This window comes from Pantoea agglomerans NBRC 102470 (genome assembly GCF_001598475.1).
In the GTDB taxonomy this organism is placed as follows: Bacteria; Pseudomonadota; Gammaproteobacteria; order Enterobacterales; family Enterobacteriaceae; genus Pantoea; species Pantoea agglomerans.
On the sequence record NZ_BCZA01000004.1, the window covers coordinates 300,716 to 318,248 of the forward strand.

The following is a 17,533-nucleotide window of genomic DNA, read 5'->3' on the forward strand; positions in this document are numbered from 1 at the left end:
TTTGCGACTTAAGGATCGCGGTTCGCCAGATTTGTTATAGAAATCAGCAGGTAAATCACTGCTGCTTATTTCAGCAACCGGTGGCTGAGTGCTGGATTGCCCTGAAGAGATACTTTATAATCCCCGCTCCGCTGGCCCCTTAGCTCAGTGGTTAGAGCAGGCGACTCATAATCGCTTGGTCGCTGGTTCAAACCCAGCAGGGGCCACCAAATTTAGTGATGTAAATCATGCTTTTAAGCCACCTTTCGAGGTGGCTTTTTTGTAGCGCGAATCTGCTTTTGGCAGCAAAATGGCAGCAGAATTTCTTTTACCCTGTCTGCTATCGTAGGATGTATTGTAAATTGGTTCATGCCTCAGGTTTCAGCCCCCCTTGGCTATTGGTTTCCTTATAAACGTTAGATAAATTTTTTCCGATATCAAGGGATGGTAAATCCCCCCACTGGACAATATGGATATGCGTTCAACGCACAAAATTACATGTGACATCGAACGTTGATAAGTATTAATTTTTTTTGAATTTTAATTAAGAAAATTTTCCTTAACTAGGATAGTGATAAGGTAAATTTTTAGATATTATACATTTCCATTATCATTTAATTAATTATAATATTCACTTTATTCTAAACAGCAAAATTATAAAGCTCAACCATTCAGCCTTACTTATAGGAATTTAAAATGATCATTGATGATGTTGATGAGTGCTACTCTTATCGAGAATTAAAATCTATTACTAGTGAAGATAAAATTATTACGGTTGTTAATAAGTTCCGGCGGGAATACTCAGCATTAGCTAAGGAATGGAATCCAGAGCGAAATTCACAATGGGTGTGCCGCATCTACTTTTGTACGAAGATGATTCTCAATGCTACAGTTATCCTTAAACAATCTGAATTTGCAGAAGAGAAAAATTTAAGAGCTGCAATTCCTTATTTCCATTATTATGCCATGCTATCGATTTTACGGTGCGTAGTATTAACTCTCCCAACAGAAGATTGGGACAAGGAAGATGTTCTTAGCATTTCTCATAAAAGCGCCAGAATTAAGACACGCGAGTGGCTTGCAAGATACGATAGAGATCTTGCTAACCGTTTTGATATTATGTTTAAAAAACTTAAATCTAATAGAGAGCTATTATCATACAAAGCTCCCGCAAGCGGAGATGGTAATATTCGCATTCAAGATGAAGTTATTTATTTCTGTACATTGCTTGCTGAAGTAGCACAGTTTAATACAGCTTTATTGCACAAAGCTGTATTAAAACACTCTGACCCTGCAAATTTTGTTGTGCTAGATGAACACATGAGCAGTATTTACCATGTCGAGATTGAAGGAAACAGCTATTATGATCGTCAAGATCATCAGCGATTAGATTATTTAAGGCGTAAAGGTTCAACCCCTTACAGTATCATGTTGACTATGACAGAGGGCCAGACTGAGGACTTTATTGGTGTTTGGGATGCGGACAATGAAGATGAGGATGATGATTCTGAAGAAGCAAGATTTTACAGTGGATCTCCATCTTCATGGCAGGAAATTTTTGATATACCTTAAAAAATTTATAGTTGAAGAGTGTTTTTTAACAATGATTTAATGAATAGACGAAACCATCTTGATGGTTTCGTCAATTTTTACTTTCCAATCATTCTTAATTTATGTTTCATGATATTTTTAATAAAACTTCATCAAACTTTAACTGCTATAAATATTCATTTATTTTTTCTATTCAAATCCAACTTTCTCTTTTTTCCTGAGAGTAATTAGACCTTTTGATACAAAATATTAATACCGGCTCTTACAGTACTTACAAATACTAAATATATTATAGCCACAATGGTTGCTGTTGATTTCTTCCCGGATGTGGAGGCACTTGTTTGACCGCTCCAGGCTTCATAATGATCTCTGATACAGTCTCATGAGATTTAAACGTACAGCTGCAATTAATGTTCTGGCACTGGTTATATCGTTCTTTGGTTGTTGCTGATACCTGAAAGCTGCTGCGGGTATGTGCGGCATTCCCGCACAAAGGGCAATTCATCATAATGTCGTCTCCATAACCCAATTGAGATAAATATTACTCAAATTAACCATTTTGCGATAGCACTATTCCATTTCAAGTGAATCTATTTTCACTTCAAGTTCAATACTTGTCGTATAACCGTTTTCCGCGCTCAGGTTGTGCGTCAGCGTAGTGATAATCCATTCCCCGGCATCAATAGGCTGCTTGAACCCGCTCACCTTTACCGGCATTTCCGTGTAGAGATCGGCGCGACCACGCGCCAGCTGAATAGAGAACGTCGCCACCCCGCGCTGTAGACGCTCCCACTGCATTTTTGCGGCGCGTTCGGCGTTGGCCCGGTTCGCGTAGGTGCGGCTCAGCACCAGGACGGTCTCATCCGTGCCGATCAGGTAGTCGCCCTGCTTCGCCTCCGGCTCCTTCTTCTGCGCGGCGGGCTTGCGGCGTCTACGCTTAACCGTGGTTTCCGTTTTCTTCTCAGGCTCGCGAGTGTGCAGCCAGCTCGCGATAACGCCGGTGTAAGCGTCACGGTCAGCCAGGGTAAAGCGGTGGCCGTCGCCATCTTTGCGCACGAGGGTGATGGCGGGCAGCACTTTGCCGCTGGCCGTTTTGCCCTGTCCCTGCCGGATAAACAGCAGGTTGCCGTTTTTGATGCAGGCCACCGCGCCGCACTGTTTCGCCAGCCGCATCAGGAAGCTGGCGTCTGACTCGTTGGTCTGGTCGATATGGTCCACGGCCATCTTCGCCACGTCATCGCCCATCGCCGTTTTGAGCTTGTGCCGCCCGGCAATCTCTTTCACCACCTCGCCCACGCTGGTCTGGTGCCACGACTTTTCGCGCTTCGTGTTCAGCGTCTGGCGGAAGTCCGCGCTGCGCGCGCGCAGGATCAGCCGGTCCGGCGTGCCGCTGTGCCGCTGTGCTCGATTTCGTCCACGGTGTAGGTACCTTTCGGGAAAAACGCCTCCCCTTTCCAGCCCAGCGCCAGCGACAGCTCAACGCCCCGGCGCGGCATCATCAGCTGCCCGTCCGCGTCGTCCAGCTCAATGTCCAGCTGGTCCGCCTCAAAGCCGCGGTTATCGGTCAGCGTCAGGCTGATAAGCCGCTGCTCTATCTTCTGCGTAACGTCCGCACCGGCAAGCGTCAGGCGAAACGCGGGCGCGTTTGCCTGGCCGTTAATCCAGCTGCCCGCCATCATGAGAACAGCCCGCCCACTGCCGCGCCGACTTTACCGGCGGCATCGGTGGCCGCGCCCTGCATAGCTGGGAAATCTGGAGCGACTTCGAAGCGCTGGCGCTGCGCCCGTTCGGCTGGCGCGAAGTGTGGATCGGTTACGACCCGGCAAAAGGTACGCAGAACGGCGACAGTGCCGGGTGCGTGGTGATCGCCCCGCCTGCCGTGCCGGGCGGTAAGTTCCGCATACTGGAACGCCACCAGTGGCGCGGCATGGACTTCCGCGCGCAGGCCGAGTCCATCAAAAAGCTGACGCAGCAGTATAACGTGACCTATATCGGCATCGACTCCACCGGCGTCGGCCTCGGCGTATACGAGAACGTGAAGATGTTTTATCCGGCGGTGAAGGAGTTTGTTTACAACCCGAACGTGAAAAACGCCTTGGTGCTGAAGGCGTTCGACATCATCAGCAGCGGGCGTCTGGAGTTCGACGCCGGACATCTCGACATCGCGCAGTCATTTATGGCAATCCGCCGCGCCACCACGGCCAGCGGCAACCGCCCGACCTACGAAGCCAGCCGCAGCGAGGAAGCCAGCCACGCCGATCTGGCGTGGGCGACCATGCATGCGCTGGCAAACGAACCGCTACAGGGCGAAGCCGCCCACACCGGCAACATTATGGAGATTTTTTAAATGAGCAAACGCAGGAACCGCACGCGCACGCAGTTCGTGCAGCAGGAACAGATGACCGGTGGCCCGGCGGCAGAAGCGTTCACCTTTGGCGACCCGGTGCCGGTGCTGGACCGTCGCGAGCTGCTCGACTACGTGGAATGCGTGGTCATGGATAAATGGTACGAACCGCCGGTGAGCTTTGACGGGCTAGCGCGCACGTTCCGCGCCGCCGTGCACCACAGCTCGCCGATTAACGTGAAGCGCAACATCCTGACCAGCACCTTCATTCCTCACCCGCTGCTGAGCCAGCAGGCGTTTAGCCGCTTTGTGCAGGACTATCTGGTGTTCGGCAACGCCTATCTGGAGAAGCGCACCAACAGGCTCGGCGGCGTGCTGTCGCTTGAGCCGGCACTGGCAAAATTCACCCGACGCGGCACCGATTTAGACACCTACTGGTTTGTGCAATACAGCGTGACTACGCAGCCCTACCAGTTCACGCCGGGCAGCGTGTTTCACCTGATGGAGCCGGATTTGAATCAGGAGGTTTACGGCCTGCCGGAGTATCTTTCGGCGATCCCGTCCACCCTGCTAAACGAGTCGGCAACGCTGTTCCGCCGCAAATACTACCTTAACGGCAGCCACGCCGGTTTCATCATGTACATGACCGACGCCGCGCAGAATCAGGAAGACGTGAACAATATCCGCCAGGCGATGAAAAGCGCCAAGGGGCCGGGCAACTTCCGCAATCTGTTTATGTACTCGCCGAACGGGAAGAAGGACGGGATTCAGATCATCCCACTGTCAGAAGTGGCGGCTAAGGATGAGTTTCTGAATATCAAGAACGTGAGCCGTGACGACATGATGGCCGCGCACCACGTGCCGCCGCAAATGATGGGTATAATGCCGAATAATGTTGGGGGATTTGGTGATATTGAGAAAGCCAGTCTCGTATTCGTAAGAAATGAATTACTACCTTTACAATCGCGCTTACTCGAGTTAAATAATTGGGTGGGTAGTGAAATTATCAAATTCAAAGAATATAAGCTTGATTAAAGAGAGAAATGATGGACACGCCAGTATTGAAAGCTTGGGCATTTAAAACAATAAAGAAAAGTGAATTACGTTATCAAGGAAACAATGGTTATGATGATAACCCCACTAAAAGCTACTCTTACGATAATTTAGTGGCAAATCACAAACAAGTGAAGGAAGGGGATATTGTTATTGTATATAACAGGAGTGAGATTCTAGGCGTAACAAAAATAGATTTCATATCAAGAAAAAAAACAACGAAAGAGATAAATGACTGCATCATACCCAACTGCAATACTGATAAAATTAGAAAAAGAAACAAAAAAAAACCCAAATGGAGATGTAGCAACGGACATGAATTCGCAGAAGCTAAAACTGAACACATTCCAATTACGAAGTTTTCGGCATTTTACTCTGGATCATTTATTAAATTAAAAAAACCTTATCTGTTACTGGAAAGCAAAATAATCAATCACAACAAACAGCTATCCATCCAAGAAGTAAGAACTGATTGGGCATTGAGTCTATTGAATGGTGTTGAAAACTATCTTGAGGAATTATCATCAGATGATTCGATGGAGGCGCCAGCTCTTTTTTCAAAAGAAGACTATCGTGACGTCGTTAACAGGAGCATTAAACAAAGAAGAGGACAAAAATCTTTCCGAGAAAAATTAATCAAGTCACACCCCCAATGCGCAATAAGCAAATCGAAGATCGTTGATATACTTGAGGCAGCACACATATTCCCATACAGAAATAAAACGCATAATCACATTAGCAATGGGATGTTATTGAGAGCTGATCTTCACACACTATTTGACTTAAACTTAATCGCAATTAATCCTAGCGACATGACTTTAAGAATAGCAAAAAATCTAGAAAAATCAGAATACGCCAATCTTGACAAAAAAAAGATAGACATTAAACACCAAATATCTATTGAAGCAATCATAGAAAGATGGAAGTTATTTCATTACATTTAGAATGTATAATAGCCAAAAAATATAGCCTATTAACTAGGCTATTAATCAATTGTCTTTGTATGCCTTTTCATTAAAGGCAGCGGATAGCATTGTACTATTGACACCTAAGCTACCAAGCAATTCTGAATTCAAGCCTTGTAATAAAGAATATTCTTCAATAAATTTCTTGAAAGATGCGCCTCTGGTGCTCATGCAATTGAAAAATAGAAAATTTGTTTCTGCGGATGACATTTGGGCTCTAACAATCTTAGCATACTTACTCTTTTCAGCTTTGGAAAGAATATAGCTCTCATCAATATGTTTAAATATAAGATATAGATTTCTGTAATAGTGGCCCAATTCATTCTGATTATTGAAGTCATCAAAGAACTTGTTAATAGAATCAGTTAGGCGAGTGGCGCTGTTAGTTAGTACCCAATACATCATATAATTCATGGTCATAATTCCATCTAATTTCATTCAAGAAATCATCAAAACACTGCCTGCCTTTAACAGAGTTTTCTGGATAAACTATCTCAATAGAAAAAAGGTTTTCCCTGTGGATTTTTATTAGTTCAAAAAGTAAAGTTTCAAAAGATTGTTTGGCACCAAACTTTGACGTGGTATATAAGGTAACGCAAACAATGATAATAGATGCCAAGCCTAACAGTGGATTAAGGGTTCCACCAACAAAATCCCCAAATTGCCCCCATTTCTCCGTGGATTCACTCAGTCCATAAATATGGAATTGGTTCCAGTATTTCCATACGGCATAAAAAGCAAATACAAATGTAGACAAAACAGTTGAAAGGATAAGTATATTTAAAGATTTTGAACGCAAGAAACGTATAAGTTTGTCAAACATAAAAAAATCCAAAAAAAATTAAAATTAACCACTAAATGTATCTATATGACTGAGGTGGTGTGGCACCTGGGAGAAAATCATCGATCGCGAGTGGATTCTTATATTCCTTAGGATTCTCCACCGATATAGCAAAAGCTAATTTTTTCGTACCAAAATAATCATCAAAAAAATCTTTTGTAATGCCAGCATATGGTTTTGTTAATTGCCAAAGTTTTTGAGGCTCCAACGAAATGACCTCACCAACATCAAACTCACCGATGACCTTTCCAACAGGCATCGTTGCATAAATCACTACCGTCTTAATACCTTTTCTTTTAAAAATAGATTTTCTGAATTCAAACCTTTTAACCCCCTTCAAAATAAGATAAGCATATTCTGGCTTAATCGACAATAAGACTTTCATAAACATTTCCAGCAAGAAGAATTTGTTTGAAGTGATCATCAGATAGTTTTAAAAAACCCCAATAATCATCGTTACCATAACCTGTAATTTCAATCAGTTCCTTTCTGATAACTCTTTTTTCAAGAGGGAAATTATAGGTAAACTTCAATACACTTGGATAATTTCTCTTTTTATAGAGCATTTGTAGTTCGTATTCTTCAAAAACACTATGCGGTGCACAATAATTTTTGAAGTCTAAATATGAGCTAAACTCAGATATATGTTTAACTTCCTGAACAACGCATACAGATGTAGCGACAGAACGATACAATGCTGGTCCCTGACCATCGCTGGTCCTGTAGATTAATAGATTGTCTCCGCATTTCAAATTCTCAAGACCTTTAATCCCAGAAAGAAAAACTTTGAAAATACTATTTGTATAAGGTACATCCCTGATGGTTGATGGGTCTTCATTGTTCAAGATTGATTCAGGAAACAATCTTGTATGCCAGCTCGGATAGATACTTAATAGAAAATTCCTACCATTAAGCTTCACCATTGGGTAATTTTTGAAGTTCACAATTCATCTCCAGATTAATGTCTTAAAGTATACACCTTCTTGACCATCTTTTGTAGTTTTGTTTTTTCTGGAAACAAGCTCGAAGCCATATTTAGTAAGAAGAGAAATTAATGTTGCGTGTTTATCAAATATAGTCACATAAATTTCATTAATTCTATTTCTACATGCATAATCAAACATAACTCTTAAAAATCTCTCACCTAGCTTTGTACCATGTGCATCTATTTTAAAGGTACCTAGTTTGACACGAGTTTTCACCCCATGCATGGGGATCATGTCATCTAAAGCTTGTTTTTCTACCTTTAAATATAGAAACCCATCTATCAATCCTAAATCATTATGCGAGACATAAGCTTCAAGCTCACTCTTACGTTTGAACCAATCTTCAAACTCTTCATAATCATCTTTGAGAGAATCAAAGAAAGGATCTGACAAATTTATCTGTTCGAAGCGCATTTTTGTTAATGGCATTTCATTCACCTAGCCCATGAAAAATTCCTTGGATTAAAAAATATAATGAATTACGCCTGTAGTAAACAGAAAGCATGCCAGCGCGCGCTCGTACCCCTGCCACGCCTGCCCGCTTTACGTAGTGGTTTTCATGCACCTGCATGACCTATGAAAAAGCCCACCAATATTGGTGGGCCAGAGGGTAAACGATCCTTTTGGGATCATGCGGATTCATGCAGCATAGACATGCACTCTCGCATCAGCGCTCAGAAAAGGGGGAAGGTGTCACCGGATTCGATCACATTAGGCTTTGGCGGCGGCCTGCGTGCGTACCTGATCAGGTATTCCCAACCGTCCCAAAACTTTGTTGGGTGCGGCAGCGTGAATACAAAAACGCCATCAAACGTCTGCCCCAACCAGTAGCCGCCACCTTGTTCTTTAGCGCGCTGAAAGAAAATGAACTCACCTTCTTTGTAATGCTCAAGAACCTGGCCGTGATAGACAATCCTGTAAAAGCTGTCTTTTCCGCCCATATCCAGCCTTGCCCTTCTATTCAGATACTTCCATCAAACGGGCATATTCGTGGCTTCTGACCTTTTTCATAAGCTCATCAGTCAGCTCAGACACCCATTGGAACGGCAGATTCTTTTCATCTTCACTACAATCGCTCGATGCGACTAATTTCATAGATAAATCAATACGCTGTAACTTCAATGACTCAAAGAAACAATCCTGCATAACATTTTCTCCCTACAAAAAACTGTACATAAACACAGTGTATTAGAGAATTATTAAAGTGAAATTTTTTTTACTTTTAACTTTACTTTTTGTGCGCTTCGCTTTCTGCTTTAAGTAAGTTGGCTGCCTTTGCCCTTTCAGCGAGCCTGTTGAAACGGATTAGTATTTCGTCTTTACGTGAAGTGTCAGCCTTGCTTTTGAATGGCCGCACTAAATCACCGTAACAGGTACTGCGGAACAGTTTTCCCGCAATTTCTGTCTGCGTACCGCCTATCAGCCGCACGGCCAGACCGCGACTGATGGTTTCGCCGCTTAAATCTCTGACCTGGCCGATCACGTTGTCACACGCGGCCTCGATTTTGTCTGGACGCCGCAACGCTAAGTGTTTTTTATCCGGCTTTTTTGCCCTCAGTCGGGCCAGCAGCCGCCGCCGTTCTTTACGGCTCATCCCTGTGAAGTCTATTTCTTCCACACTTTCCGGCGGGTTTGAATCCTCAGATCTCAAACGCCCCGTACAGTTATTGACAGAACTCCGAGAGGGCGTGGGCGCGCCCTGAAGGTCAAAACCAAAATCAACGGCACGTTTCGGGACAATCTTCCACTGTGCCAGACGGGTTAAAATCGGAGTATCTGCGCCAACCTCAGTTGCGTAGATCCCCTTAATACGCACGGTTTCTTCACAGTACTCATTCAGTTCATCGCCCGACTGATACCATGTGCGCACGGCCAGCTCATCACGACGCACGAACGGGCCGCCCAATCGCCCACGTCGGCCGCGTCATGCGCAGCGGCAAACACTCAGGCCGTGGGCGGTGTCGGCGTCATCCATGCGGCGCAGCTCGCGGTAAACCGTAACCGGCGCACCACCGACAAACTGAAACTGGCGGATGTGCCAGCGGGCCGCCCAGGCAGAAACGGCGGGGGCGGTTTCTTTCAGCTCTTTGCCGCTTTCATCGTCCAGCTCGCCATCCAGCGCGTAACCGTCGATATTCTTAGAGATATATTTAGCCACGTAACCCGTAGCGCTGCCTTTTTCCGGATCGATGGCCTCGGCATGAAAGCGCGCTTTACGGGCTTTATCCGTGGTCAGCTCGTTGCTGTCCTGCTGAAAGGCATAATCACGGATTGTCTGGCGCACCTGATCCGCATCTTCGGGACGCATAAACATCAGCATGTGCCAGTGTGGCGTTGCGTCGTGGTGGGGTTCGGCAACGCGAATGCCAAAGATTCGAATGTCATCACGGTGCAGCTTTGCCCGGATGCGCTGCCAGACGCTGCAAAGGTAACGCTGCGTGTCTGCGGGGCTGGCACCATTCCATTTTCGGTTACGATGGCCGGTTTTGATTGTGGCGTGATAGCGTGACGGCGCGGTCAGCGTGTAAAACTCCCCGACATAGCCCAGCTCATTACAGATATTTTCAAAGCCGCGAATGCGGGTCATCAGCTCACAGCGACGTATTGCCGGATTTGCCACGCTGCCGTCGTATTTCTCAATCAGGCTGATGCGGTTGCCTTCCTCGTCTTCCAGTTCCATGCCCTTTAAAAACTCACGGGTACGGCGTTTCTGTTCCCGCCATTCTGAAACCGTCATTCTGCTGGCGTAGGGGGTGTGCTTTTTGCTGACGTTAGCCAGGGCAATCTGCAGGTGTTCCCGCCATGACGCAGCCACGCGGCGTAGCCGCATCGTCCACCATTTTTCAGTCTGCATACGCAGCACGGCGGGCGTGACTTCCTCCGGATCAAAGAAACGGGACGTCACCCTGTCCCACAGTGGCGGCGTCTGATTAAATTCGCGGGTGATGGCCGCCGCTGTCATGTAGACGCGGTGCGTGTATTTATAATCTGATTCATCAGCTGCCTGCGCGTGTGCCTGTACCAGCTCGGCCAGAATGAAACTGGCAATATCACCGGCCAGCAAATCCACATCGGCACGCGACATATCAGCCAGGCGGTTAAAACGCTTCATCAGCTCCCACAGCTGGCCACCGGCACGCGCTGCGCCATTCTCTTTCGGGGCGTTCTGCGCCAACAGGTTAAAGGTGCTGACGTCCATAGTCTTAACCCGGTACTGCTCGTTAACGCATTCAACACGCGGCAATGTGCGCTCGACGAAGGTTTTCGTTAAGTACGCATTGGCGTGGGCAATGCCCTGTGACTTTTCCAGCTCGTTCATGCGACGCTTAACGTCAATCTGGATCAGCGTCGGCTGCAGCTCAAGCAGCTCCTGCGCACGCACTAAACCTGCAATCATCTGACTGCGGCTGTGCATTTCCTCATAGGTGGGATAAGGGCTGGTGATGGCTTCCCGTGGTGCATTCCACGGGTAAGCGTACTGCTCTATCATGCAGCGGCCTCATCTGCAGCCCTGGCAGATGCAGGACGACGAACGGCGATGATTTCTGCCGCGCTTTTACCGTCACCTGCAGCCACACCAACCGCGCGGGCAGTCCTGATGCTGGTCAGCTCGTAGGCATTAAAAAGCGTGCGCGTGAAGTCGGTATCGCTGTTTGAAGCGATGACCGGGCAGCGATCTGACACGCTGGTTAACATGCTCGCCAAGTCCTGCTGCGCGGCCTTATCAAATCCGCCTGCGTGGTAGTCGCTAAACGTGCCGTCATAGGGCGGATCGCAATAAACGACGTCGCCGGTCTGTATCATGCTCAGCGTCTCGCGGAAATCGGCCCAGACAAACGTTGCACGGTGGGCTTTGGCTGCGAACGTTTCGATTTCTTCCAAGGGGAAATAAGGTTCAGAATAGTTTCCGTAAGGGATATTAAATTCACTCTTACGGTTGTAACGACAAAGCCCACGGTAGCCATGTCGGTTCAGATAGAGGAAGTGCGCGGCACGTTCAAGGAGTGGTAAGGCAGGGTTGTGATTAAACGCTTCGCGGATGCGGTAATAATCCTCTGCCCTTTTGTTTTGGGTAAACAGGCTCATCGCCACTACGATAAATGGGCGCGTGTGCTCTTTAATCTGGCGGTAAAGATTAATCAGGTCGGGATTAACGTCAGCCACTAGATAAGCCGGGTAATCCGTTGCCATCATCACCGCGCAGGAACCTGCGAACGGCTCAACAAGTCGCTGCCCCAGCGGCAGATGATTAAGCAGCTCAGGCATGAGGCGAGTCTTGTTGCCCGCCCATTTGAGTATCGTACTCATACGGCACCGCCTTTGTAATGGGCGCTTTTCAGCTCGATGATTTCCTGACAGGTTACGCAGTGAGTAACGCCCTGCACGGCGCGGCGACGGGCAGCCAGTATCGCCTCATCGCAGGCTAGGCAAAAGAACTCACCAGCCCCGGCGGGCTGGCGACGTGCATTAGCGAGATTGCGCTGCAGTTCTTCCTCAACGCGCGCCTGGACTAAATCCATTGAATCGGCCATTAGTGCAGCTCCCGCGCCTGATGCTCAAAACGTTCTGCCTCTTTATCCAGCAGCTCAATAATTTCCGGTGCGCTCATTTCGTGCTTGCGGGCATGGATGACCAGCGCCGCGATGCGGATTGACACGGCCAGCACATCATCGCTGCGCTGTTCTGTTTTGGCCTTGCTCAGCAGTGCATTAAGTGTGTCTGCGTCGGCTTCAAAATTACGGGTTTCAGTATTTCTCATCGTCCAATTCTCCAGATTCAGGGCAAAAGAATGCCCGGCGGGTTTACGCCATTAATTTTTTGAGTCTTATTTACTCAGGTAAAAAAACAGTCTGCGGTAGAAAACTGTCGGGGTAATATTTTTCCCCAGCGCGCCATTTTATTCATTGCCATGATGATTAATTCGCGGCGGTATTCGTAGAAGGATTCAAACGGCTTTCCGATTTCCTCCTGTGAAAATGTTTTAGGATTTTCGCGGTTAGCCAGGGTTAACACGCAAAATTTAAACTCGTCATTCTGACGGTTGAAATAACGCAGTGACGGGTTAGCGTTATTGTCACGCTGCTGCCGCCAGCTTTTCCGAAACTCATCAAACGACATTTTGTTAACAGCATCAGCACGATTGCCCGTTAAATGAGTTTTGGCAAAAGATGCCGGGCCTTGCTGTGCGGTTGTGTTGCCTGTTACTCGCTGCATGTTACCCCCTGAATAAACGCGCCATGAAACCGGCGGGTTTGCGTTTGCTGGTCAGCCCCTGCAGCAGTTGCTTTTGGCTGTTGCACGGATGCCATGGCTTGCCGTTATCACCCATGACCCAGCCGTTACCGTAAGCTACGGACGGGCTTTGACGCTTAAGACGTGATGCCAGTGAAATCATTATCAGTCCCTCAGCTCAGGCCAATGGATGCGCCGAGGCCGCTGATAGCGTCAACGGTGGAGGTCATAGTGGGATTGGAATGAATGCGGGCCTGTACTGCTATAGCTGCGAGGCTCAGGTATGTGTGGACACACGAAAATCAAAAATGATTAATCCCTTTATATATCCCAATATGGATACATCAACCCTGCATTGTGATTTCGCAGCCGGAAGCGGCTTCGATAGTGAGAGCAACCATGTTGATTTCGATAAGCGCGTTTAAGCCCTCCTTCTTCCTGATGGGCAAACGGTTCTCGCGGTACATCTGACGAACGGCGCCCTCCTTGTAACCAGTGCGGCGGCAGAACTCTTCGACAGTAATGTACGGTTCTGAAATCACGAGATTGATTGAAGGGCGCGTTGAAAGTTTACGAGTCATGATGCAGTACTCCCCAGTTTAGGTATTAGATATCACTATTAAACGCTATTCATCTCATCACAGACCGAAGAGCAGGATCACAAATCGGATATGTCAACGACAAAAAACACAAATCGCCATAATGCAAAGTTAGTTCGTGAAGCGGTAGAGAGTAACCGGGGTGGTAAAGATGTGATTTTTCGCTTAGTTGAGGCATACGGATTCAGCAGCCGTCAGGCGTTATGCAGCCATTTTGGCGTCTCGCAAAGCACGCTAGCCAACCGTTCAGCCCGCGATACCTTCCCTGCTGACTGGGTGATCATCTGCCATGTGGAAACGGGAGCATCACTTACCTGGCTTACTACAGGTAAAGGTGCTCGCTTTATGGAAGTGGAGGAATCCCGCGTTGTGATTGCTACACACAAAAAAATTTCAAATGGGATCTTAGAAGTCATGGATGATTTCATTCTGGATAAAGCATCACTACCCGAAGGCTTGAATGCCCCTTTTGTGATCAATGCAGATAGAAGCACTTATTTGGTTGATACCTATGAAGGCGAGATCGTCGATGGGCTGTGGCTTATCGAGATTGATAAGTTAGTCAGCATCCGAGAGCTGGTACGTTTTCCCGGTGGAAGAATACGTGTTGAGAATGGGAAATCGTCATTTGAATGCCAATCAAGTGACATCGTAGTTTTAGGCAAAGTGATCACTAGAACCGAATACCTTTAAGGCATGGAATGGCGATAAACAAATTACCCAACGGGAAATGGCAGGCACAGATTTTCCCAAACGGCCGTGACGGCAAAAGGATTCGCCGCCAGTTTGCGACGAAGGGCGAAGCACAATCCTATGAGAAGTTCGTAAAAGAGCAGGCTCAAGATAAGCCCTGGCTGGGAGAGAAGGCAGATAAGCGGCGGGTAATTGAGCTGGTTGAATTATGGTTCAACACGCATGGCATTACATTGGCGGATGGTGAGAAGCGGCGAACCACAATGGCGTTCGCCTGCGAGGCGATGGGGAACCCACTTGCAACCGAGTTTAACGCAAAAATTTTTGCGTCTTATCGCGAGCAACGGTTAAGCGGGAAGATCACCCGCTCCAGCCGAGTGAAGACGGTTACGCCGCGCACTATTAATTTAGAGCTGGCATATTTTAAGGCGATGTTTAACGAGCTACGCCGGTTAGATGAATGGGCCGCGCCAAACCCGTTAGAGAACGTGCGCGAGTTTAAAATCAGTGAATCTGAGATGGCGTATCTCACCATTGAGGAAATTAAGACCCTACTCGCCGAATGTGAAAACAGCCGCTCTAAAGATCTGACGACCATTGTGAAAATTTGCCTGGCAACTGGCGCACGATGGAGTGAGGCCGAAGGCTTGAAGGGGAACCAAATCCGCGCCGGTCAGATCATCTACGTGAAAACTAAAGGCAAGAAAAACCGAGCGGTGCCGATAACCGAAAAATTACAGGCTGAATTGCCATCGAGCAGAAAAGCGCAGCCGCTCTTAGCGGCGTGCTATTCAGCATTTAGAAAGGCAATGCAGCGTGCCGGGATTGAAACACCGCCGGGCCAACTTACTCATGTTTTACGCCACACATTTGCATCCCACTTTATGATGAATGGAGGCAACATTCTGGTGCTTCAAAGAATTCTAGGACATACGGATATCAAAGTGACTATGAGATATGCGCACTTTGCCCCGGATCATCTATCTGAAGCAATGCTGCTAAATCCTCTTACTAAAATTTCAGCTTTTAATTAAAAAAATCATGTAATTAGATTATGCAGAGCCGATTAACATACATGTGATTAAATTTTAACTTCTGCATGAATCGGCTTTTAATAACTTACAGAAAAATACTCTTTAGGAGCTTAAAACCAATTATTAATAGGCTCTGAAAAATTACCTTCTGTTTTTTCTTCGAGCCTTCCTCTGATCTTTGTTACTTTTCTTTACAGATTTAATTTTATTATCCAATTTGTTGATTATTTTTCTTTTATCCAATTCTTTGTAGTCAGATAACATTGATTGCAATTTAAATTCTTTTCCCTCAAACTTAGCCATGTGGATTTCATCAAAGATCGTCGACTCATTCATATCAGGAATTAATATATTCCCTTCTTTTTTGATATCCCCAAAGCCTCCATACTTAATATGATATCCAGCTATTTCAAGTTCGTCAGATGAAAATATTAGCCCCATGAATTCAATTCTCTGCCTTAAGTAACTCATGAAATAATCCCAATTCTTGCCCACATATCTCAGACATGAAAAATAGAATTTTAGATCAGTAATTTTCACTACCCAAGGGTAATCAGTACCATCTGGCTTATCTAAAAGAATTGACAAGTCTGTAGCTAATAAACCGAATTCATCTTTTGTCACGCAAATACAAAAAATCTCATCAAAATCCATTTTATTAATTGTATATAACTCGTTTCCTTTTTTATCGTAAAGGGTCGTGACGTCATTATCTAGTATTAATTTTTTTAGTCTTAACGCCTGATCGCAACCGCTTTGAATACCCGACTTTCTTTTAAAGTCATCTCTAATTCTTGTGAACGCTCGACTTGGGTCCGTTAACGGCTCACGACGTGGGGCAGCCTTAGCCTCCACAATCAAAATTGTTCTTCCCACCTTAATAAACATATCGTGTTCATTAAATGACTTATTATTTTCAAAAACACTCTCTAAAACAATCGCATCAACTGGCAACAATTCTTCAAAGGCTTTTCTAACATCTGTTTCTAACTTTTTATCGCGAGCCTTTCTATATCTATCGGAATATGACGAACTGCCCTTGAAAAAAAGTTCAATTCTTTTTTCTATAGCAAAGAAAAGATTATTAACTGATGTTAATGCAAACCGAGAACCATCTTGCGTAATTATAGGGCAACTATCAATCACATTTTCTTCAGTAATATATTTTACCTCACCACCATTCCCTTTAACAACTACAAATAATTCTTTAAATCGCTCTAAAACCTCCGCACTAACCCCATCAATGTCATCTAATTCAAATGAAGCACTTTCATTTGTTAATCTTGCGAATTCTTCCATCAATGGAGGACACGTTTCTCGTAAATCCTGCAAAACTTCATAGTATCTTTCAACATCGGAATTTGCAAACTCGAGCCTTTTTTCATTCAATCGATGGACAATATCATGGATACGATCCATGTTAGATTGAATTAAATCACCTATTCTATCTGTAATTAAAACCATATCTTTATGTGATATGCCGAAGTGTTCTACTATCTCTTTTTCAAAATTTAAGTTTGTCTCTAATATATTTAATCTAATTTCATCTGTGGCTATCTTTTGGCTTTCGAAAAAGTATGAAATAAAGGCAGGCATTGCAACCTTCCTAGATTGAATCCAAGACTCAGTTAAGCCATGACTAATTTCTTTTTTACTCGGAAAATAGGCGTTTAAATATTTGAAAAACACATCATTTAATATCTTACAAACTTTCGAGTAATCACCGTCGGAAAATTCTTTTTCACCTTTGTTTTTTTGAGATACCATTATGCCCATTAAAAATGACATCTGCCGGGCTGGTGAATTTAACTCAATCCTTTGAGCTGCCTGTGAAAACATTAACATTTTATGGAAAAGAACATTGCAAACACTGAAAATATCAAGATTTTCAGTAATACCTTTCAACTCTTCAATTTTTTTATCGAGACTAATAAGGCTTGAATTTGACATCATATTCTCCTTGTTTTTGATATCATACTTCCACAAATAATTATATTTCACTATCTTACTAAGACTAATATGATCTTTTCAATGGAAATTTTGTTGAGAAACCATTTTACATTACAGTTCTTGATCGCTTAGATTTAAATTTTTTTGTTGGACATCTAAACAGGTTTAGCGATAAGCTAAAAAAGCCCACCATTATTAACAATCAAATTATTCAGTTGGTCAATAGTTTTCATTTTCGCAGCGTCTCTATAATGGTCATATAAATTCAATGAAATTATCTCTCATAAGACCATTCCAATTGGCAGC

General features: G+C 45.1%; 20 protein-coding genes, 1 tRNA gene and 4 pseudogenes. 7 read left to right on the plus strand and 18 right to left on the minus strand.

Annotated features, from left to right (window positions below; translation table 11 throughout):
* Window positions 1-133 precede the first annotated feature (133 nt).
* Window positions 134-209: transfer RNA gene (locus PAG01S_RS09860), tRNA-Ile, on the plus strand.
* Window positions 210-675: 466 nt separating this feature from the next.
* Complete coding sequence (locus PAG01S_RS09865; protein WP_062758439.1) at window positions 676-1,551, plus strand: hypothetical protein; 876 nt, start codon at window positions 676-678, stop codon at window positions 1,549-1,551.
* 268 nt (window positions 1,552-1,819) lie between these two features.
* On the opposite strand, the gene PAG01S_RS21665 is transcribed toward PAG01S_RS09865, so the two are convergent.
* Window positions 1,820-2,038 carry an ogr/Delta-like zinc finger family protein gene (locus PAG01S_RS21665; protein ID WP_073970661.1) on the minus strand — a complete coding sequence of 73 codons (219 nt, stop codon included), beginning with the start codon at window positions 2,036-2,038 and terminating at the stop codon, window positions 1,820-1,822.
* Between the two features lie 62 nt (window positions 2,039-2,100).
* Window positions 2,101-3,209 (minus strand): annotated as a pseudogene (locus PAG01S_RS09870) (phage late control D family protein).
* 62 nt (window positions 3,210-3,271) lie between these two features.
* On the opposite strand from PAG01S_RS09870, the pseudogene PAG01S_RS09875 reads away from it, so the two are divergent.
* From PAG01S_RS09875 to PAG01S_RS09885, 3 genes and pseudogenes are all read left to right on the plus strand, one after another.
* Window positions 3,272-3,877, plus strand: a pseudogene (locus PAG01S_RS09875) (phage terminase large subunit family protein); the annotation flags it as partial.
* Window positions 3,878-4,909 carry a phage portal protein gene (locus PAG01S_RS09880; RefSeq protein WP_062758440.1) on the plus strand — a complete coding sequence of 344 codons (1,032 nt, stop codon included), beginning with the start codon at window positions 3,878-3,880 and terminating at the stop codon, window positions 4,907-4,909.
* 8 nt (window positions 4,910-4,917) lie between these two features.
* On the plus strand, window positions 4,918-5,871 hold the full coding sequence (locus PAG01S_RS09885; RefSeq protein ID WP_081114149.1) for an HNH endonuclease: 954 nt from the start codon (window positions 4,918-4,920) through the stop codon (window positions 5,869-5,871).
* 45 nt (window positions 5,872-5,916) lie between these two features.
* Here the strand turns inward: PAG01S_RS09885 and PAG01S_RS09890 are convergent, their stop codons facing one another.
* From PAG01S_RS09890 to PAG01S_RS09950, 15 genes and pseudogenes are all read right to left on the minus strand, one after another.
* Window positions 5,917-6,306, minus strand: a complete 390-nt coding sequence (locus PAG01S_RS09890; protein WP_162268214.1) for a putative phage abortive infection protein — start codon at window positions 6,304-6,306, stop codon at window positions 5,917-5,919.
* Entirely contained in the window at window positions 6,275-6,715 is a 441-nt protein-coding gene (locus PAG01S_RS22230) for a hypothetical protein (RefSeq protein ID WP_140417631.1), read from the minus strand. Before PAG01S_RS22230 ends, PAG01S_RS09890 begins: the two co-directional genes overlap by 32 nt.
* 31 nt (window positions 6,716-6,746) lie before the next feature.
* Window positions 6,747-7,118: an ASCH domain-containing protein gene (locus PAG01S_RS09895; protein WP_062758444.1), complete on the minus strand. Its 372-nt coding sequence runs from the start codon at window positions 7,116-7,118 to the stop codon at window positions 6,747-6,749.
* A complete protein-coding gene (locus PAG01S_RS22430) occupies window positions 7,096-7,677 on the minus strand; it encodes a hypothetical protein (RefSeq protein WP_062758446.1) in 582 nt (193 codons plus the stop codon). The genes PAG01S_RS09895 and PAG01S_RS22430 overlap by 23 nt, the downstream gene beginning before the upstream one ends.
* Window positions 7,678-7,680: 3 nt before the next feature.
* Entirely contained in the window at window positions 7,681-8,148 is a 468-nt protein-coding gene (locus PAG01S_RS22435; protein ID WP_062758448.1) for a hypothetical protein, read from the minus strand.
* A gap of 245 nt (window positions 8,149-8,393) precedes the next feature.
* On the minus strand, window positions 8,394-8,660 hold the full coding sequence (locus PAG01S_RS09910) for a hypothetical protein (RefSeq protein ID WP_058707109.1): 267 nt from the start codon (window positions 8,658-8,660) through the stop codon (window positions 8,394-8,396).
* Between the two features lie 16 nt (window positions 8,661-8,676).
* Window positions 8,677-8,865: a hypothetical protein gene (locus PAG01S_RS22600; protein ID WP_062758449.1), complete on the minus strand. Its 189-nt coding sequence runs from the start codon at window positions 8,863-8,865 to the stop codon at window positions 8,677-8,679.
* Window positions 8,866-8,947: 82 nt separating this feature from the next.
* Window positions 8,948-11,209: pseudogene (locus tag PAG01S_RS09920) on the minus strand (replication endonuclease).
* Window positions 11,206-12,027 (minus strand): DNA adenine methylase, encoded by an 822-nt coding sequence (locus tag PAG01S_RS09925; RefSeq protein ID WP_062758451.1) that lies wholly within the window; start codon window positions 12,025-12,027, stop codon window positions 11,206-11,208. The pseudogene PAG01S_RS09920 and the gene PAG01S_RS09925 overlap by 4 nt, the downstream one beginning before the upstream one ends.
* Complete coding sequence (locus tag PAG01S_RS09930; RefSeq protein ID WP_062758453.1) at window positions 12,024-12,251, minus strand: TraR/DksA C4-type zinc finger protein; 228 nt, start codon at window positions 12,249-12,251, stop codon at window positions 12,024-12,026. Before PAG01S_RS09930 ends, PAG01S_RS09925 begins: the two co-directional genes overlap by 4 nt.
* Window positions 12,251-12,478 (minus strand): DUF2732 family protein, encoded by a 228-nt coding sequence (locus PAG01S_RS09935; protein ID WP_062758455.1) that lies wholly within the window; start codon window positions 12,476-12,478, stop codon window positions 12,251-12,253. Before PAG01S_RS09935 ends, PAG01S_RS09930 begins: the two co-directional genes overlap by 1 nt.
* Window positions 12,479-12,552: 74 nt before the next feature.
* Window positions 12,553-12,933, minus strand: coding sequence for a hypothetical protein (locus tag PAG01S_RS09940; protein WP_062758457.1), 381 nt, complete (start codon window positions 12,931-12,933; stop codon window positions 12,553-12,555).
* 1 nt (window position 12,934) lies between these two features.
* On the minus strand, window positions 12,935-13,114 hold the full coding sequence (locus PAG01S_RS09945; protein ID WP_062758459.1) for a phage filamentation protein Fil family protein: 180 nt from the start codon (window positions 13,112-13,114) through the stop codon (window positions 12,935-12,937).
* Between the two features lie 10 nt (window positions 13,115-13,124).
* Window positions 13,125-13,232, minus strand: a pseudogene (locus PAG01S_RS21670) (phage regulatory CII family protein); the annotation flags it as partial.
* Between the two features lie 63 nt (window positions 13,233-13,295).
* Complete coding sequence (locus tag PAG01S_RS09950; RefSeq protein WP_062758461.1) at window positions 13,296-13,532, minus strand: hypothetical protein; 237 nt, start codon at window positions 13,530-13,532, stop codon at window positions 13,296-13,298.
* A 90-nt stretch (window positions 13,533-13,622) separates the two neighbouring features.
* On the opposite strand from PAG01S_RS09950, the gene PAG01S_RS09955 reads away from it, so the two are divergent.
* On the plus strand, window positions 13,623-14,243 hold the full coding sequence (locus tag PAG01S_RS09955; protein WP_062758463.1) for a phage repressor protein CI: 621 nt from the start codon (window positions 13,623-13,625) through the stop codon (window positions 14,241-14,243).
* A gap of 8 nt (window positions 14,244-14,251) precedes the next feature.
* Complete coding sequence (locus tag PAG01S_RS09960) at window positions 14,252-15,277, plus strand: phage integrase (RefSeq protein ID WP_062758464.1); 1,026 nt, start codon at window positions 14,252-14,254, stop codon at window positions 15,275-15,277.
* Between the two features lie 141 nt (window positions 15,278-15,418).
* On the opposite strand, the gene PAG01S_RS09965 is transcribed toward PAG01S_RS09960, so the two are convergent.
* Window positions 15,419-17,227 (minus strand): hypothetical protein, encoded by a 1,809-nt coding sequence (locus tag PAG01S_RS09965; protein WP_062758467.1) that lies wholly within the window; start codon window positions 17,225-17,227, stop codon window positions 15,419-15,421.
* Window positions 17,228-17,533: the final 306 nt, after the last annotated feature.

Coding starts and splice junctions, on each gene's coding strand:
- PAG01S_RS21665 (WP_073970661.1), bottom strand. CDS start 2,038: ATGATGAATTGCCCTTTGTGCGGGAATGCCGCACATACCCGCAGCAGC.
- PAG01S_RS09885 (WP_081114149.1), top strand. CDS start 4,918: ATGATGGACACGCCAGTATTGAAAGCTTGGGCATTTAAAACAATAAAG.
- PAG01S_RS09935 (WP_062758455.1), bottom strand. CDS start 12,478: ATGAGAAATACTGAAACCCGTAATTTTGAAGCCGACGCAGACACACTT.
- PAG01S_RS09895 (WP_062758444.1), bottom strand. CDS start 7,118: ATGAAAGTCTTATTGTCGATTAAGCCAGAATATGCTTATCTTATTTTG.
- PAG01S_RS09965 (WP_062758467.1), bottom strand. CDS start 17,227: ATGTCAAATTCAAGCCTTATTAGTCTCGATAAAAAAATTGAAGAGTTG.
- PAG01S_RS09950 (WP_062758461.1), bottom strand. CDS start 13,532: ATGACTCGTAAACTTTCAACGCGCCCTTCAATCAATCTCGTGATTTCA.
- PAG01S_RS09865 (WP_062758439.1), top strand. CDS start 676: ATGATCATTGATGATGTTGATGAGTGCTACTCTTATCGAGAATTAAAA.
- PAG01S_RS09960 (WP_062758464.1), top strand. CDS start 14,252: ATGGCGATAAACAAATTACCCAACGGGAAATGGCAGGCACAGATTTTC.
- PAG01S_RS09945 (WP_062758459.1), bottom strand. CDS start 13,114: ATGATTTCACTGGCATCACGTCTTAAGCGTCAAAGCCCGTCCGTAGCT.
- PAG01S_RS09940 (WP_062758457.1), bottom strand. CDS start 12,933: ATGCAGCGAGTAACAGGCAACACAACCGCACAGCAAGGCCCGGCATCT.
- PAG01S_RS09880 (WP_062758440.1), top strand. CDS start 3,878: ATGAGCAAACGCAGGAACCGCACGCGCACGCAGTTCGTGCAGCAGGAA.
- PAG01S_RS22600 (WP_062758449.1), bottom strand. CDS start 8,865: ATGCAGGATTGTTTCTTTGAGTCATTGAAGTTACAGCGTATTGATTTA.
- PAG01S_RS09925 (WP_062758451.1), bottom strand. CDS start 12,027: ATGAGTACGATACTCAAATGGGCGGGCAACAAGACTCGCCTCATGCCT.
- PAG01S_RS09890 (WP_162268214.1), bottom strand. CDS start 6,306: ATGAATTATATGATGTATTGGGTACTAACTAACAGCGCCACTCGCCTA.
- PAG01S_RS09910 (WP_058707109.1), bottom strand. CDS start 8,660: ATGGGCGGAAAAGACAGCTTTTACAGGATTGTCTATCACGGCCAGGTT.
- PAG01S_RS09930 (WP_062758453.1), bottom strand. CDS start 12,251: ATGGCCGATTCAATGGATTTAGTCCAGGCGCGCGTTGAGGAAGAACTG.
- PAG01S_RS22435 (WP_062758448.1), bottom strand. CDS start 8,148: ATGCCATTAACAAAAATGCGCTTCGAACAGATAAATTTGTCAGATCCT.
- PAG01S_RS09955 (WP_062758463.1), top strand. CDS start 13,623: ATGTCAACGACAAAAAACACAAATCGCCATAATGCAAAGTTAGTTCGT.
- PAG01S_RS22230 (WP_140417631.1), bottom strand. CDS start 6,715: ATGTTTGACAAACTTATACGTTTCTTGCGTTCAAAATCTTTAAATATA.